We start from the raw sequence: 16,957 nt of genomic DNA, 5'->3' as shown, positions 1-16,957 counted from the left end.
GCCCCACATATCCCTACTATTTCTGCAAAATTCTTGTTGAAGCATGCTTCGTTAACCGTCGCTAGCCGTTTCATCCATAAGGGTGCTACGCAGACGACGAACGTCCCGGATTGGTGGCTGCCCAAACATCCGCGCATATTCCCTGCTAAAATGCGATGGGCTCTCATATCCAACCTGAAATGCAGCTTCGGCCGCATCGATGGATCCTGTCAGGAGTAACCGGCGTGCCTCTTGCAATCGGATCTGTTTCTGAAACTGGATCGGACTCATCCCTGTGACTTCCTTAAAATAATCGTATAAAGACGAAGCGCTCATGCGGGCCTCTGCGGCTAAATCATCGACGCGCAGGGGCTGGGCAAAGTCGCGATTAAGCTTTTCGACGACCCCTGCGATGCGTTGTGCATGACTTCCGATAACTGCAATCTGCTTCAGCGAAGCGTTATTTTCTTTCTGGAGCACCCGGTAAATAACCTCTCGCATAGCGTAAGGCGCAAGCACCGGGATATCTTGCGGCGCTTCGATCAATTTTACAAGCCGCAGCACTGCATCCAGGAGGGCATGGTCGATTTGGCTTACCTTTAGTCCCCGGCATGTTTCATTTCCTGCTCTCATCGAATCTCCGGCAGCCTGAATGACGTCAACAATCTGTTTCATATCGAAAATGATCTGCGCACTGACATATGGTGTTTCACTCGAAGCTTCCATCACCTGTCCAGTAATCGGCAGATGTACCGATGCGGTTAAAAAGCTGTTTGAATCATATTGGTACATCTCCTGCCCTAATATAACTACCTTGGAACCTTGAGCTACGACGCAAAGAGAAGGTTCATAAACGGAATAAACCGGCTCGGACGTCCTGGAAGCACGAATCAGGCGCAAACCGGGAACTTTCGTGTCATGCGTTCCGTCTTCTAGCGTGAATTTCTCTATGATATGTAGAAGTTCCTTTCTTTGTTTCTCGAACCATGCATCCATTAGTCTTCCCCTTCTTTTTACTGATGTAATTAACCTTACTTTATCTTTCTCTGGAGGATTTGACAATGATCCTGCAGGATCCGGCTACCGACTCTCCGCTCGAAGTTGCGATAATCGATATGTAAAAAAATGCGTTAGCGGAATGGGAGACCTATCCATAAGCAAACTTACAAGGTAGGTAAATGACAGCCCAATACACGCAAACGAGACGAGAGGAGAAATTGTATGAGTACACCAAACGAACAAAACCATCCATATGTCGGCATGTGGGTGACCAAAGACGGTTATATTCGACATGAACTGCTGCCGAACGGGCGGTATGACGAGGCACGCGGTAATCGAAAAAGCGCTTATCAAGGCCGGTATACCATTATAGGCGACCATATTGAGTACGTAGATGATACCGGGTTTACCGCAGACGGTGATTTCCGGGATTCAGTGCTTTACCACGCCGGTATGGTTCTCTATCGTGAGGAGTAGGAGATTTCCTTGTTTAGTTTATTAATTAGTTACCGTTTAATCGAACAATTAGCATAATCAAATGGAAGAGGAGAAATGTTTCATGTCAAAAATCCAGGGTAAAGTTGTTGTCATTACAGGAGCAAGCAGCGGGATTGGTGAAGCGACGGCCAAGCTTCTTGCCAGTCAGGGAGCGCATGTTGTTATGGGGGCCAGACGCGTGGAAAGACTGGCAGCTTTGGCTTCGACGATTGAGACAGAAGGAGGCTCGGTACTATTTCAACAGCTGGACGTGACGAATATCGAGCAAATGCAGTCCATCATCCGCTTGGCGCAGACCCGGTTCGGCCAAGTCGACGTCATTGTAAACAATGCCGGCGTAATGCCCCTCTCTCCTTTGGCTGCCTTGAAAATTGAGGAATGGAACCGAATGATTGACGTCAATATTCGCGGAGTTCTGCATGGCATCGCTGCAGGTCTTCCCATCATGAGAGAGCAGCAATCCGGTCATATCATTAACTTGGCTTCCATCGGTGCCTATGCAGTGTCACCAACGGCAGCAGTCTACTGTGCAACCAAATATGCCGTTCGCGCCATCACGGAAGGCTTGCGGCAGGAAGTTGGAGCAGACATTAGGGTAACGCTGGTTTCCCCGGGCGTAACACAGTCTGAGCTCGCAGAGAGTATTTCGGATGACGAGGCCAGGGAACTCATGAAAACGTACCGACGTGACGCTCTGCCTGCTTTTGCCATTGCCCGAGCTATTGCTTATGCGATTGAGCAACCGGCAGATGTCGACGTCAATGAGTTAGTGGTGCGGCCAACTGCCCAGCTTGCATAACAATGTGACAGAGAAAGGACCTGGAGCAACGGGTCTTCAAATATTGAAGGATGAATCAGGCAGTCAGTCAACCCATCGACTCGGCTGCTTGTTTGCTTCAAACTCCCCCTCCGATTCCGTCAGCGGAAAGTTTTGTTTGAAGATAGGCCTAATGGGTTAGAAGTATGCGGCAACTCCCGCCCACCCATAACCTATTGAGTTACGCTTTTTCGTCATTTGTTTATGACTACCGTGCTAGACAATTACCCTGCAATTATTGCACAGGTGTTGCTTGCCCCTGGCACCCCAACATTTTTCCGTCTTTGTTTGTTAGCACAGCTAAATCAGCAATGAGCCAATCACCTCTACTTACGAGGTTCCGAAAATTTAAAGTGGGCAACAGTGCTTTCGCACAGTGTCGCCCCCGCTTGTATTCGTTCTTCAAATCTCAATTTTATATCCGACACCCCATACCGTCTGAATGAGCTTATAGCCTAGCAATTTGTCCACTTTCTCTCGCAGGTTGCTGATGTGTACCATCACAGTATTATTGCCCTCATAATATTTTTCCTTCCATACCTTCTGGAAAATGTCTTCGGCGGGAAATACTTGCCCTGGATGACTTGCAAGTAAATATAAAATATCAAATTCTTTTGCGGTGAGGACGATTTTTTCTTCATTGTATCTTACTTCGTAACGTTTATGGTCGATCGTAAGTGGTCCAAATTGCAGGACAGAAGAACCTTGAGATGGATTGTTTTTTGCCGGATAGGCGCGTCTCAGAAGGGCCTTCACCCTTACAATTAACTCCAAAAGATGAAACGGCTTGGTCATATAATCATCTGCACCAATCAATAATCCTTCTATCTTGTCCATGTCCTCCGATTTGGCGCTTAGCATGAGAATAGGCACGTTCTCTGTCTTTCTAACTTCCTTAGAAAACGTAAGTCCGTCCATCTCAGGCATCATCACATCTACGATTACAAGGTCAATCTCTAGTTCCTGAAAGCATCGTAAAGCTTCCAATCCAGTAGCAGCTGTGAAGACGTTATGACCTTCTTGTCGAAGTGCAAGCTCCACGAGTCTTACAATTTCCGGATCGTCGTCTACCACCAATATGTTAGCGTTCATCGATGTTCTCCCTTTCAAACAAAGTAAAGAAAGCTGTCCCGCTCTCATCACTCTTCACCCAAATTTCCCCTTGATGAAGTTCTACAATATTTTTGGCTATGGCAAGCCCGAGACCTGAACCTTCTTCCGTACGCGCCTCATCTGCTCGATAAAAGCGTTCAAAAACATATGGAAGAGAGTGCTTAGGAATCGGTTTCCCGTAATTTTTTATTTCAATACAAATCCCTTTCTCGTCCTCCTGGAGTCGGATATCAAGCCACTTACCATCCGCGCCATATCGCAATGCGTTGTTTATAATATTTTCGTATACTCGTACGAGTTTCTCAGCATCTGCATAAAGCCAGACTTCGCGACCAGGTAAACTTAAACGAGCTTCCATCCGATTGGCTTTTAATTCAGGAATATACTGAGCAGCCAGCTGTTGGAGCAATCGAGTCATATTTATTTTTTCTTTATGAAGGGTTAGCTTCGGATTTTTTGTACGAACATACTCAAACAGTTCATTAACAAGGCGATCTAAATTTTTGCTCTTCTCATAGATGATAGACGTATAATAGCGCATTTCGACTTCATCTTTGTAACGATCCTGTTCAATAATATAGAGATAACCAAGAATTGAAGTTAATGGCGTGCGTAAATCATGGGAAACAGAAGTGATTAGCTCATTCTTCGATTCTTCTGCTGCTCTCTCCTGCTGCAGGGAGAGTTCTAGCTGATGAACAAGAAATATTCTGTGCCAAATTTCCAATCAACGTACCCCGATCACTCACAGGTAATTTTACGTCCAATTTCCCTTCGGCCATCGATTGAAGCATTTGGGATACCTCTGTATAGTAACGAAATGACCGTCGAGACACAATAAACATGCTGAAAATGAGAAATAGGAAAAAAACAAAAAATATAATAGGAAACAACCTGGGGAATAGTCCGTTAAGTTCATTAACCAGGTTGATGACAAGGTTATATAGATCATCTGAAATAACTCTAATGATCAGAATAACAGCCATTAGTACAAAACAAGTTCCCCCTGCAAGCACTGCACTTATGCTGATAAACTTCGCCAGCTCCAATCGCATCCTATGATATGTAGATTCCATACAATTCACTCCATATTTAATTTTTATTAAAAATGATTAATACTCACAAAATCTAATGAACCTCAGTTCCAAGAATACTCGATCACTGCTTTTGTTTATGTAAAACTTTAAAATTCTTTAAATATACTTTACATATTCTAAACTTTCTCTTTGTAAGCTGAATAAGGAAATTAAGTTACTACGAAGGAGAGAGACTTTCATGGATTTGTTATACACTATTCCACCATTAGCCGTTTTGATACCTTTAGCACTACTGTATATCATTTTTAGGGTGATTACCTATAAAAACAAGAGAGTGACCTTACTTGAAATTTTATTTAGCGGCTATTCGTTGGGTGTCATTTATTTTGTCTTTTTACCTATTGAGCTGACCTTTGGGGTTCACCGCAATCAGGCTCCATGGTACAGCTCGATCAACTTTATTCCTATTCTAACCATTGATATGACAAGCTTTATATTAAATATTATCCTGTTCATTCCACTGGGTGTTTTCTTGTGGCTTGCGCCTCGCACCGTTTATTCCTTAAAACAAGCAATTCGGACGGGGTTGTCCGTATCATTTGGCATAGAGCTGATGCAGCTCATTATTAAACTATTACTTGGCAGCTCAAGAAGTATCGACATCAACGACTTGATAGCTAACACGATAGGATGCGTAGTAGGTTATTTCTTAATTAAACAAGCTATAAAATTCAAACCGTTTGCATCTCTTCTAAAATGGCTTCTCCCTATAAATCATCGGCTTTATAAGAAACTTTAGATAAAAAAAGACAAGGCACTGAACGGTATGGATGCTTCCATTCGCAGTTCGATGCCTTGTTTTATTTACCGAAACGGCTTGTTTCATCATCTGCCATCATACGGACAAATTCCATGGACGCGGGGGAAATCTCATCGAAAGAAATTGCGATAACTCCGATCTCCCTGGTAATCACAGGCGTAACCGGCTTAACGGTGAGCCCATGGGACACGGAGGATAGCGTAAAGTCGAAAACAAGACCGATCCCGAGCCGTCTACGGACCATATGGATCAGGGTTTCGGCGGTTTGGACGGTCAAATTGCTTTCGAGATTTAAGTGGTGCTGCTGAAGTATGCTGTTCATCGCCGCCTCATGCCCGCCTTTACAATAAATCATGTCATGCTGGTACCTTCCGAGGTCGACAACCGCCGTATCGTGCAGCTCATGATCGTCCGGAATGATCGCCACCATGTGATCCTGAACCAGGCTATAGTGCTCAAATTCCGTAAACGGGGACGCGACAAGCCCAATTTCCACGGCACGGTCGGTGACCCATTCCTTGATCTGGTCGGATACCCCCTCATGGAGTTCAATTTGAACGTGAGGATACTTGGCCCGGAACCTGGCGATAGCCTCAGGAAGTAACAGGGACGACGCAGCGGGAAACGAGCCGATTTTGATTGTTCCAGATAAGAGCTGGCTCTCCCGGCTGGCTACCTGAAAAATGCGGTTTTCAATGGATTGCATCTGCCTCGCCAATACCAGAACCTCTCTGCCGACATCGGTCAGAATGATCCCCTTCTGCCTATCCCTCACAAACAGTCTCACTTGCAGCGCATCTTCAAGCTGTTTAATCGTCTTGCTCACAGCGGGTTGGGAAATAAACAACGCTTTCGCTGCTTCGGTAATGTTTAATTTCTCGGCGGCAGCCATAAAGACATTCAGGTGGTTCAAGTTTATTTTCATCGCGCACACCTTCATAACCACGTGGTTATTCCCTTTATTACAAATATGTATTTCAGTTATGTACTATTATAACTTATTCTAATTGCACGGCAATACGGAGACATCGCACGCATTTAAGGTTGTAAGGAGGAGATTATATTGATCGATCATGCAAAAAAAGCGGGGCTTTCTCAGACCTCGGAGGGCACCCGCGTATCTACTCGCCGCATCTTGTCTACAGCTTGGATCGTTACGGCTGTATTCATGCTGTCCAATTCAGCGACGCCGCTGTATGTCCAGTGGCAGACGGCGCTGGGATTCACGAATGGAACCCTAACGGTTATTTTTGCCGCTTATATCGCGGGCTTGCTTGGCAGCCTGCTCGCAGCCGGCCAGTTGTCCGACCGGTTCGGACGCAAGGCGGTGCTTTATCCGGGTCTTTTGGCTGCGGTGGCCGCCTGTGCGCTGTTCGCATCGGCCGAATCGGTCGGCATGCTGCTGGCAGCTCGGTTGCTGACAGGCATAGCCGTCGGCGTCATCGTTTCCGCCGGCATGGCGGCGGTAGTGGACTCCGGTGGACACAGCAAGAGACAACTGGCATCCCTTGCCGCTTCCGTGGCTATGGTCCTCGGAGCCGGACTCGGGCCGCTGCTGGCCGGAATGATGGCCCAATTTCTTGCGTACCCTGTTGTGCCTGTGTATTCCGCGCAATTAATCATTTTAGCGACAGCCTTTCTGGTGGCATCCCGTCTCCCTTCCCGGCGGCATCCTACGCACGGAGAATGGAAGCTGCGCTTCCCGTCGGTCCCTAAGCATAACCGTCTGCATTTAGCGATGGGAATATCCGTGTTTGCTCCGGGCATTACCTCGACTTCCTTTGTACTGTCTCTGGGTCCGCCGCTGCTGTCCAAGCTACTGCATGTGACCAGTCCCTTGGTCGCTGGAGGAACGGCCTGTATCATGTTCTTGGCGGCCACGGGAATCCAATTCGTTGTCAAAAGGTTCTCCGTGCGCAGTCTGTTTCTCATGGGTAGTGCGGTTATCCTTTTGTCCATGAGCTGCCTGGTATCTGCTGTTATGTTATCGGCACCAGCAATCCTTGTAATAGCTGCGGTATTCGCAGGTGTTGGACAGGGGTTGGGGCAGCTTGGAGGCCTCACGCTGATCAGCTTGCATGTCCCGGAACATCGCCGCGCCGAAGCCAATGCGGTACTGAATATCGGAGGATACGTACCTGCCGCGCTGCTGCCCATCGGAACAGGTTTTTTGATCGATATGACCAGCATCTCCCCGGGTGCCTCGCTGTTTGCGGGTGTGATTGCGGCAGCTTCGGTCGCGGGGGCCGTTTTTGTAACCTTGAAGTTTAATAAAAGATAAAGACTAGAGACGGTTATCTCCATGGGCTGAATGATTCAAACATGCGGTAAACCAGGCGAATATAATTTGACTTTAACGTAGCGTTAACCCTTAAAGTGATTCTAAAGGGTGGATGCAATAGAGGAATTTTTCAATTTGATGATAATTAGCGAAGGTGAGCTTTAATATGCAGAATATAGAGCGACAAGCACAGAAAAAAGGCGTGAAGTTGAAGGCTTATGGTCAATGCCAATTTTGTGGATCAAACACTGCTGGTGGAGTTATTGAATGTTTTGACATTTTCAATCATATAGCAAGTCATTTTGTAGGAGGAAATGGTCTTTCTCAATTTATATATACTGATGCACATTGTCTGCAGCATTCGGAGGTTCATGGCAGATGGAACAACAATTTGCATCTCACCAGACAGTATTTAATACTTGAAAGAAATATAGAATGGGAGTATTCGAAAACTCCTCTGTTGAGCGATATGATGGATAAATACAAATTATCGCACCCGGATGCTTTGATCCCTGCATTGCCCGTACTAGAAAGAGGAAACTTAACCGTTACGGACTTAGTAGGACTTAAACAGGATGAATTCGAGTCGATGCTATTAACATGGGCAATTGATGTATATCATGCATACAATCAGTTTCATGTAATTGCAAAAATTGTAGGTGATCTCTATATCAACAAATATGAACGATAAAAAACGGAGGACAACATGAATGTTATAAATATTGGATATGGCTCAACAAATTATTATGCAATAGAGCACCAGAAGAAGTATCTATTAATCGATACAGGCATACCGGGTACGCTAGGAAAAATGACGAGTCAATTGCGAAAATATGGAATCAATCTGAATGCTGTTCATCATTTGATTGTAACTCACTTTCATCCTGATCATTGTGGAATCGCCCAAGAGCTACAATCCTTGGGCGTAGAATTGATGATCAGCAGAACACAACTGTCTTTTCTTGAATCAGCAAATAACTTCCTGAAAAAACTGCACAATTATAAAGAAATTGAAATCAATCCCAACAACATCATCAACGAAAACGATAAACCAGCGTTCACTAACAGATTTGGTATTCCTGGATACATTCTGCACACACCAGGTCACTCAGAAGATTCCATCAGTATTATTATCGAAGGAGTAGGTATTTTTACAGGTGATTTGCCTTTTCCAAACCACTACATGATTGAATCGAACGAGAAGGTGGATATTAGTTGGTCACAAATAAGAAGCACAAACGAAAAACAGGTATTTCCAGGGCATGGGGATCCCTTCTCACTTTGAAAGTTGAATGAGCAGCACCTCTAAACTCGGATAGACATATAATAAATTTTGGGAATTTCTATCAACTATCGCAGGGCAATCTGGATGATGTGCTTCGCTTGGGAATGATTTTAACTTGGTCCTCTTGGTCCTATAAAGTAAAAAGCCGCGCGTATGCGGCTTAAAAAGGGACACCGTTTTTGACTTTCAAAAGCTTACTTCTCTCTGGATCTTCAGTTTCACTTCGATTTTGCACCCGTTACTTTGAAGTAAATTTGATAAGGCTCGTACCCGATATCCCGAATTCGTTTGAACGTGATGGCAGGATCCTGGTTGACTGTTTTGAAGAAATAACGCCAACTCCCCCACTCGCGCTCATTCTCGTTCTCAATGGCGGACGCGATATTCTCATCCTCCACATAGAGCTGACGTTCCGCCTCGCACAAGCCCGCCAGCACTTCCGGACCGTATCGGAAAGCACCCGTCCGTTCGTCGTCGGGCAGCGGAACAAACCGAATGCCGATTGGCAGCATAATCGAGACGGTATCGCCTTCCTTCCATGCTCTGTGAATGTCGTAGAAGCTGCTGCTGTCTCGAGTCGTCCCCTGCAACTGGTCATTGACGTATACGGAAGCCTCTGCCATGATCCACTCCGGTATGCGGAAGCGGAGCGTGAATGTTGTCGGCGCCGCAGTGGATACGATGAAATCGTACTTCCGGAAGGCAGGCATATTTTCATTCGTCGCCGCTGTATCATTAATGGCTTGATACCCAGCTGTGTTAGATGAGGATAGCAGGCTGCCGCTCATTTTGTCCTGCGTCTGTACGATCTGTATGTCGGTACCATCGATGCTTGTGCGCAACTCGGAATCGAAGTATTGACTGATATAGATGATTTCCCCGTCCTGATAATAAATTCCCTTATTCCAGGCCGCATTCGCCTGAACCATCGTGCCATGGCAGCAGAAGAAGCTGTCGGTTTCCGTGCTCCACTCCTTACGCAGACCGGCCTTCATGGGAAGAAAATAGGTCAGCAGTCCGGTATGAGGATGCTTATGCTGACTGCCCGTCAAGCCATATTCCTGATAATAGGCTTGCGCCATAATGCCATTGTAGAGATTGTATTCGATATATTGCGCGTAGGATGGATCGCCCGTTTGACGAAATAAGAACTCGGCCAGGCGGATCATGTTATAGACCGTGCAATGCTCTTGATTTTTGTCACCCAGACGCGCCTTCATCTTCATCTTCGGCATCCAGACCTCACCAGCGGTTTGACCGCCTGTCGCAAGGCTTCCTCTCTCCGTAACCGCGCATTTCCAATACGCTTGGACGATGGACAGCCACCTGTCGTCTCCGGTAACCTCATAAGCTCTCGCACAGCCGAGCACTTCCGGGATCGTGGTGTTTGCATGCATATTCGTAAGGGGATCCTTGCCCTCCAGCAAGGGTTGAAACAGCCGGCTGCGATAGTAGCGTTCCAGCAGCACACGATATTTATCCGCCCCGGTTATGTGCAGCAGATCGGCCCATACCTCAAGCATCCCGCCTGTCTCCACATCGAGAATATCGTCGAATTGCTCTCTTGTAAAAGTGCCGCTCCAATTAACAAACCAGTCCGCGAACCGATCCACGATATCGAGCGCCTGTCGATTACCGGCATATTGCCAGGCATCGACCAGTCCCATCAATATTTTATGCAGATTGTATTGGGGCGCCCAGATGCTTTTGCCCCTTGCAATCCAGTGCAGATACTTTTCGGGAATCGGACCGACCCACTGCCCGCCGTTATCCCGTTGGCATTCATGCAGCTCCTGCACGATCGCATCCAGTTTGGCCTTTATTTCCATGTCGCCGCTTTTTTCGTAATGCATCGCCGCGCCCGACAACCAATGACCAAGAAAATGTCCGCGCAATTGGCAGACCGGCGTCTCCCAACCGCCGTGCGCACCTTCGGGAATCGTTCTGCCGTGAAATCTGCCGGCCTCCAATTGATAATTAAACAACAGATGACCGCTGTCCAGCTTCATCAGATAGCTTCTGTTCGCTCGTTCCCTGCGAATCAGATCATGCTCTTTTACAATGACCTGTTTACCCATCAATGCTTTCATCGTATCCCTCCTGTCGAGATGTCGGCCGGACGGGCTGTAACCTTTCAGCCCGGTTACCGGAACGCCTTGAAAAAGTATTTTTGTCTCTACATAAACCGTAGAATTGGGGAATGAGAACTATCGTTGCTCCCCCCCACTGGTCCGGATGAACGGCCCAAATGATCGGATTGGAGCGCATGAAGGTCCCCATGCCCAAGTATCATCGCATCTTAATATTTCGGGATCAGGGATAGTATAGAGGACTGACTTTTGCCGGAAAATGATTTATACTTGCTTTTACTTGATCAATTCTATTATTGCGAGGATTGCGAGGAAACGATGACAACGATTTATTATGTCGGATACGGTGCGGCCCATCCCGGCGACTTTCTGTATGATTTTCCGGAGGGTCATGATTTCTGGTTGCTTATTTTGACACATACTCCGGCCGAAATCTGGGTGCAGGGCAGCGTCAGGGAATACCCGGCCAATTGCGCCTTGCTTTTTCGGCCTGGACAGAAAATCTGGTATCGTGCCTGTGCGGAGCAATTCGTCAACGACTGGGTGCGCTTCGATACCGACGAATCCTACTTGACGGAAACGACGCTGCCGTTAGGCGTTCCGTTGCCGTTGGTAGACCCCGGCTACTTCAGCAGGCTGTTTCAACTTCTCGCTACCGAGCATTTCTTCCAGTACGACTATCGGGAATTGTCGATCGATTATTTGCTCCGGCTGATGTTCCATAAGCTGCTGGAGGCCGCCCGGGAGACGGATAGACAGCCGGACGAGCATCAATTGCTGGAGCTTCGCAAGCGGATTCACAATAATCCGGGCTTTGCATGGTCCGTTCCGGTCATGGCGGAATCCGTCCATCTGAGTCCGAGTTATTTGCAGGCCTTGTACAAATCCGCCTTCGGCGTCTCATGCATGGAAGATGTCATTCAGAGCAGGGTTCGACTGGCCAAAGAACGGCTGTTATACGGCTCGCAGAGGATCGCTGACATTGCTGCATTGTGCGGCTACCGGAATGTCGAGCACTTCTCCAGACAATTTCGCCGAATTGCTGGCTGTACTCCACGTTCCTTCCGGAGCTCCGCAGGCGCGGCCGCTGAACAAAGCTAAACCAGCATATGCCCTCCTCCATTCGTGACAAGAAATTGTAGCGATAAAAAAAGCCGCTAAGTTAGCGACTTTCTTTGGGATCATATTCTTGACTATCGAGAGCGTTCGTAAAGGGCAGGGGTTAAAACAATAATGATGGTATTTTAATTGATTTTTTCAATACGCTTAACAAATCGAATAGGTGGAAAGGATTCTAGCTGGTCTAAGCCAGAAGTGATTTTCACTTTTTGTCCTACTTCAATTGATTCGTAAGTCTCTTTTTCAACCAAATAAAATGAAGCTTCCGGTTGGTCTTGTGCCAATTTTACAAAATACTCAAGATTACCTTTTTTTAAATCCTCCTCACTTATATTTTGAAGAACGAAAAGTTTGTACATGTCACTTTGATCAGTCTTATATACTACAGTACCTTCGTAAACTGGATACTCCTCTTTCTTATCTTTATTTGAACAGCCGGTAACTATAAACATACTAATTAAAATACACAGCATTATTTTCTGATAATGCATTGCCGTACCTTTTTTGAAAATTTTCTTGTTCATTACATCAAGCTCCGCAAGTTTGGTTACAGCTCCCGGGCCATAAAAGTACTGTAAGGATCGAGCGCATAGTCAGCAAATGGCCCGCACTCCAACAACACGAAGGCTGCCTTAGCCGTCTTAGCCGGCTAAGGCAGCCTTCGCGTCCGTAAAAAACGTTACTTAATTATTACCGATTTGTTCGGCCAAACCGATTAGAAGTCCTTCAACGCCACGAATGTAGCAGAGCCGGTACGAGTCCCCGTACTGAACAATTTCGCCAACGAGCACAGCACCATGTTTAGAGAGTCTGGATACCATTTCGTCAATGTCTTCAACGGCGAACATGACCCGCAGATAACCGAGAGCATTTACAGGAGCAGTTCGGTGGTCTGATATAGTAGGCGGGGTGAGAAATCGCGAAAGTTCAAGTCGGCTGTGGCCATCCGGTGTAACCATCATAGCAATCTCTACATTCTGTGAGCCCAGCCCGGTTACGCGACCAGCCCATTCACCTTCGACAGTAGCTCGTCCTTCAAGCTTCAAGCCAATTTCCTCGAAGAAAGAGATTGCGTCATCGAGTGAATCCACAACGATGCCAACATTGTCCATTCTTAATAATTTGTTATTTGCCATAGTTTGATCTCCTTATTGTCGAAATTTTATTACATAATCATCTTCTTGTTATTCTATGAGTGATTATTAATCCCTTCCAATTCGGTACCAACTTGTCACAGTTCGAATGTTCTTTCTTTTTCATCTAACGATATGCTCATGGCGTGGGGGTTTGACAAGAGCATATACGGTTAAAACGCAAATAGCCGCAGCTATGCGGCTATTAAAGCATGAATCTTCTTGTCGTTTTAATTGAAAGGTGTCACTGTTTAGTAGAGATCGCGGTCGTTCTTTTTATTTTGACCTTCACTTCTCTTTTTTTAAGTAGATTTACGGATAATCAGCGAGGCCTTGTAGGTTTTCACGATAGGAGCAAATTGCAGTCCCTTCAATCTCCTGGTAAGACATTCCGTAACATCCCTCACCATATCGGAAATACAATTGGTTAATGTGGTCAGCTCCGGGTCAGTCATCAGTCCTACAGGATGGTTATCGCATCCGATGATGGACATATTTTGCGGTACGGATATCCCCGTTTGCTTTGCTGCCTTCAAAATACCGGTAGCTACAAAGTCACTACCTGTTATCATTCCATCCGGCAAATCATCAGAAGTAAATAATTGTTCTCCCAAAGAGTAACCATCCTCCATAGTCACCAGCCCCGTGTAACATTGCGCTTTCGTACAAGCAAGACCAAATTGTTGGTGAGCCAGTTGAAACCCTCTCCATCTTCGCTCTTGCAATGGTGTCAGTTGATCCATACAGAAAAATAAATGACGGCGCCCCTTGGACAGCAAATAGGCTGTCGCTTGAAAGACCGCATCTTCTTCATCCAATCGAAAGACATCGAGGAACTCTCCGTCCATCGCTTCGTTGCATATGATTCCAATGGAAGAACCTATATATTCTTTAATCTCTCTTTCAGAGAAATGGGAATGAGCAATAACCACGGCATCCATTTCTCGTCGTAACAATCGGGCATACACATCTCGTTCATACTCGCGGGATAATTCGATCTGATAGATGACAAGTCGATACCCCGCTGAGCCTAAAGACCGACTTAATGCGCTAACAAGCTGACTGAAAAAGGGATGCTCCACATCCGGGACAATCACACCGATATGATTGCTGGCCTGAAGACGCAACTGAACCCCCTGCGTATTACGGACATATCCCAGCTGCTTAATGGCTTTCTGGACTTTTTGTCTGCTCTCATCCGATACATGCGGATGGTTGTTTAACACGCGTGATACGGTTGACTTGGAGAGACCGCTTACTCGAGAAATATCTATTATGGTGGGCAAAACGAACACCTCATCTAAAGTATTGACCTGGGAACGTTCCCTGCAACTATGATATCGTTAACAAACTGTAGGAGGAATGACATGCATGGAAGTCATCTATACCCCCGCTGTAACTGAACACCTGATATTTTTCGATTTCGACGAAACCTATTACCCGCATGAATGTTTGCCTGAACAACTCAATATGGTATACGAGCTGGAGCAATACCTCCAGCAGCTGGCCAGAAATCGTCAAGTAAAGATAGCTTGGGTCACCGGAAGCAGTGTTCAGCAAATACAAGCAAAAATGAAAATAGCCGGTATGACGCTGCTCCCCCATTATATAGCGAGCAATCTGGGCACAGAGATGTGGGAGGTGGAGTCTGACGGACATCTGGTTACTGTTCCATCATGGACAAAGATTATTGGAGCATCCGGATACTCTCGAAGAGATGTGGAAGATTTAATTAGCGAATTAAAATCAACATACAACATTCTCCTTCACGAACAAACTCAATTTGGTCAATCCGGATATAAAATGAACTACTATTATTATCCGATATCAGCAGCCAGAACCCAATACGATTTAAGCATCATCAGGCACCTGGCTGCAAATCAGGGGATCGGCATTAATATCAATGTTTGCAATCCAAAGGCGGGAGATCCGGAGCACGCATATGATGTCGATTTTATCCCGGCTGGAACTGAAAAAAAAGCGGCTGTTCAATTCCTGATGGATTATTGTCAGGTCCTCCCTTCCAAAACATTGGCCTTTGGAGACAGTGGTAATGACATCGAGATGCTTCAGATGGTTGCCCATGGATATCTTCTCCAGAATGCAACAGCTGAGGCAAAAGCAGGCCATAACAACGTTGCTCCTTATCCATACGCAGAGGGTATATTGCATGTATGCAGAAATTTCTTTGGGGAGTAATATATTCTGCGCAGAGTTTGAAGATTTCCGTTCAAATACCATCCAACGGATCTCTGGTTTTCCCAAGCGACATGATCCGGAGAAAAACGGGATGAACTGGTCAGCATGGCCGATTATGCGCCTCAACAAGCTGCAAATCGCTGTACTCGATGACCAGCTCTTCCATACGGGCAATAAATAGCTATATCGCAGGCAGGGTTTTAAATGATGGCTTGCGAAATATCGAAATATCCCTTCTGACAATGACGAACCTCATAAAGAGCTCAGTTAAAACGATGGGGTGGTTTTTTACCACTTCTTTTTCTTCCTCTGCTTACCAAATAGAGCAAGCTTCAGCAAATAGGCTCCGTCTTTCTTGATAAAAGGAATGGTTGCAATTCCTAATGCGACGAGATAAATAAATGCAACCGTAAAACAAGCCGAGGTAATTTCAGAGTATTTGAACAAACTCGACGTATCCGTAAAATAGCAAATGATTTTCAAGATAAGTATGTTCAAGGCTACGGAGACCAAAGTGACAAAACCTGAGAGTGTGCGTTTCCCCTCATTCTCAAATTTTTGGGCACGAAATATCATCGACCAGAATAAAGTGGTCCATAAATAATACAGAATAACAATCAAAAACCAAATAAACCATAAAAAAGCTAAGATTAACAAAAGCATGTTCCCCAACTCCCTTCGGTGAAATCGTAGCTTTGCGGATGATTTTGTTGTTTGGAGGAATGCTCTGGTTGACCATTGCGTTGCTTCCTGTAACAAAACCTGTTCCCCTCTAGGAGCTTTCTTCTAGCACCATTGCTTCTTCAAAAATAGTCACATCATCTTCAATAATAGGGTGTAAGTGTTCTCAACATGAAACAGCACAGGCCCTTACATACTCACAACAAAGAGACCGCAAATTATGCAGCTCCCATGGTCTCTATGGGTCTTATCGATCGGCCCATTAACCAACAGACTACAATTTCAATCGATATACCCCAGCCTCACCGAGAAAATCTTTTCGGGTCAATCCTTTTTCTCCAAGCAATATCCGGTAATTCGTTATTGTGCCATCATGTGAAATCATGAAAATTCTTTTATATCTTTCCCCGATCCACGCTATTAATCGCTTAGCATATCCTTCAAAGATATATTGCTCAATCTGGTTAATCCCTTCTTTCCAGCACTCCAAATTGAAATCGAGAATTTCAATATCTCCATACAGATTTCGAATTTCAGTTTTAGAAAGGATATGATCACATGCTAAAAAAGGGAGATCGGGGTTCTGAGGAAACATTCTCGGACCAACAAATGGAGAAATTACAAAGTCCAAATCATTTTTTAAAATAGCTGCCGTCTCTATTGTGCGTTTAGTTGGACTCACAAGAACTAAATCATCAGGATCAATTATAGTATCATTTCGTAGCTGCGTTACTTGAAATTTGCCGTACTCCGTAAGACTAGGATGCAGAGTATTCAACCGATTTGGATAATCGATAAGATGCTCTCCATGACCGTGCCTGATAAATATGAAGTCCATTTTTCACCCTCTTAGCGACATATCCCATATTTGGAATTCTATGCTTGTATGTAGCAATCCTGCTGTTA

Annotated in this window: 18 protein-coding genes; 8 read left to right on the top strand and 10 right to left on the bottom strand. The window is 45.5% G+C overall.

Features of this window, described 5'->3' with window-relative positions; genetic code table 11:
• Positions 1-51: 51 nt before the first annotated feature.
• Positions 52-975, bottom strand: a complete 924-nt coding sequence (locus MKX76_RS07825; protein WP_007127995.1) for an AraC family transcriptional regulator — start codon at positions 973-975, stop codon at positions 52-54.
• Between the two features lie 225 nt (positions 976-1,200).
• Between MKX76_RS07825 and MKX76_RS07820 the strand changes: the two genes are divergently transcribed.
• Positions 1,201-1,455: an Atu4866 domain-containing protein gene (locus MKX76_RS07820; protein ID WP_007127996.1), complete on the top strand. Its 255-nt coding sequence runs from the start codon at positions 1,201-1,203 to the stop codon at positions 1,453-1,455.
• Positions 1,456-1,537: 82 nt separating this feature from the next.
• Complete coding sequence (locus tag MKX76_RS07815) at positions 1,538-2,275, top strand: SDR family oxidoreductase (RefSeq protein ID WP_007127997.1); 738 nt, start codon at positions 1,538-1,540, stop codon at positions 2,273-2,275.
• Positions 2,276-2,695: 420 nt separating this feature from the next.
• On the opposite strand, the gene MKX76_RS07810 is transcribed toward MKX76_RS07815, so the two are convergent.
• Both MKX76_RS07810 and MKX76_RS07805 read right to left on the bottom strand, forming a co-directional pair.
• The gene (locus tag MKX76_RS07810) at positions 2,696-3,385 is read right to left on the bottom strand and encodes a response regulator transcription factor (RefSeq protein WP_213615550.1); all 690 of its coding nucleotides are present in this window, start codon (positions 3,383-3,385) and stop codon (positions 2,696-2,698) included.
• Complete coding sequence (locus tag MKX76_RS07805; protein WP_083832584.1) at positions 3,375-4,133, bottom strand: sensor histidine kinase; 759 nt, start codon at positions 4,131-4,133, stop codon at positions 3,375-3,377. The genes MKX76_RS07810 and MKX76_RS07805 overlap by 11 nt, the downstream gene beginning before the upstream one ends.
• A gap of 548 nt (positions 4,134-4,681) precedes the next feature.
• On the opposite strand from MKX76_RS07805, the gene MKX76_RS07800 reads away from it, so the two are divergent.
• Positions 4,682-5,242, top strand: coding sequence for a VanZ family protein (locus MKX76_RS07800; RefSeq protein WP_007128001.1), 561 nt, complete (start codon positions 4,682-4,684; stop codon positions 5,240-5,242).
• A 61-nt stretch (positions 5,243-5,303) separates the two neighbouring features.
• On the opposite strand, the gene MKX76_RS07795 is transcribed toward MKX76_RS07800, so the two are convergent.
• The gene (locus MKX76_RS07795; RefSeq protein ID WP_007128002.1) at positions 5,304-6,188 is read right to left on the bottom strand and encodes a LysR family transcriptional regulator; all 885 of its coding nucleotides are present in this window, start codon (positions 6,186-6,188) and stop codon (positions 5,304-5,306) included.
• Between the two features lie 138 nt (positions 6,189-6,326).
• Between MKX76_RS07795 and MKX76_RS07790 the strand changes: the two genes are divergently transcribed.
• The 3 genes from MKX76_RS07790 to MKX76_RS07780 all read left to right on the top strand — a co-directional run bounded on the left by MKX76_RS07790 (position 6,327) and on the right by MKX76_RS07780 (position 8,829).
• Complete coding sequence (locus tag MKX76_RS07790) at positions 6,327-7,544, top strand: MFS transporter (RefSeq protein WP_007128003.1); 1,218 nt, start codon at positions 6,327-6,329, stop codon at positions 7,542-7,544.
• 166 nt (positions 7,545-7,710) lie between these two features.
• Positions 7,711-8,235 (top strand): DUF5946 family protein, encoded by a 525-nt coding sequence (locus MKX76_RS07785; protein ID WP_341033392.1) that lies wholly within the window; start codon positions 7,711-7,713, stop codon positions 8,233-8,235.
• A gap of 15 nt (positions 8,236-8,250) precedes the next feature.
• Positions 8,251-8,829, top strand: coding sequence for an MBL fold metallo-hydrolase (locus MKX76_RS07780; RefSeq protein ID WP_341033390.1), 579 nt, complete (start codon positions 8,251-8,253; stop codon positions 8,827-8,829).
• A 218-nt stretch (positions 8,830-9,047) separates the two neighbouring features.
• On the opposite strand, the gene MKX76_RS07775 is transcribed toward MKX76_RS07780, so the two are convergent.
• A complete protein-coding gene (locus tag MKX76_RS07775; RefSeq protein ID WP_341033388.1) occupies positions 9,048-10,919 on the bottom strand; it encodes a beta-L-arabinofuranosidase domain-containing protein in 1,872 nt (623 codons plus the stop codon).
• Between the two features lie 318 nt (positions 10,920-11,237).
• Between MKX76_RS07775 and MKX76_RS07770 the strand changes: the two genes are divergently transcribed.
• Positions 11,238-12,020 (top strand): helix-turn-helix transcriptional regulator, encoded by a 783-nt coding sequence (locus tag MKX76_RS07770; protein WP_341033387.1) that lies wholly within the window; start codon positions 11,238-11,240, stop codon positions 12,018-12,020.
• Between the two features lie 143 nt (positions 12,021-12,163).
• Here MKX76_RS07770 and MKX76_RS07765 read toward each other — a convergent pair whose 3' ends face one another.
• The 3 genes from MKX76_RS07765 to MKX76_RS07755 form a co-directional block, all read right to left on the bottom strand.
• Positions 12,164-12,562 (bottom strand): DUF3221 domain-containing protein, encoded by a 399-nt coding sequence (locus MKX76_RS07765; protein ID WP_341033386.1) that lies wholly within the window; start codon positions 12,560-12,562, stop codon positions 12,164-12,166.
• Positions 12,563-12,721: 159 nt separating this feature from the next.
• Complete coding sequence (locus MKX76_RS07760) at positions 12,722-13,174, bottom strand: VOC family protein (protein WP_007128009.1); 453 nt, start codon at positions 13,172-13,174, stop codon at positions 12,722-12,724.
• Between the two features lie 299 nt (positions 13,175-13,473).
• Positions 13,474-14,466: a LacI family DNA-binding transcriptional regulator gene (locus MKX76_RS07755; protein ID WP_341033383.1), complete on the bottom strand. Its 993-nt coding sequence runs from the start codon at positions 14,464-14,466 to the stop codon at positions 13,474-13,476.
• A gap of 76 nt (positions 14,467-14,542) precedes the next feature.
• Between MKX76_RS07755 and MKX76_RS07750 the strand changes: the two genes are divergently transcribed.
• Positions 14,543-15,370: an HAD-IIB family hydrolase gene (locus MKX76_RS07750; protein WP_341033381.1), complete on the top strand. Its 828-nt coding sequence runs from the start codon at positions 14,543-14,545 to the stop codon at positions 15,368-15,370.
• 288 nt (positions 15,371-15,658) lie between these two features.
• Here MKX76_RS07750 and MKX76_RS07745 read toward each other — a convergent pair whose 3' ends face one another.
• On the bottom strand, positions 15,659-16,129 hold the full coding sequence (locus MKX76_RS07745) for a hypothetical protein (RefSeq protein ID WP_341033380.1): 471 nt from the start codon (positions 16,127-16,129) through the stop codon (positions 15,659-15,661).
• 196 nt (positions 16,130-16,325) lie between these two features.
• Positions 16,326-16,889: a histidine phosphatase family protein gene (locus MKX76_RS07740; protein ID WP_341033378.1), complete on the bottom strand. Its 564-nt coding sequence runs from the start codon at positions 16,887-16,889 to the stop codon at positions 16,326-16,328.
• Positions 16,890-16,957 lie beyond the last annotated feature (68 nt).

The sequence above is a fragment of the Paenibacillus sp. FSL R5-0810 genome, from assembly GCF_038002285.1.
GTDB classification, from domain to species: domain Bacteria; phylum Bacillota; class Bacilli; order Paenibacillales; family Paenibacillaceae; genus Paenibacillus_AQ; species Paenibacillus_AQ lactis.
This window is presented reverse-complemented; position numbering and strand designations above follow the sequence as displayed.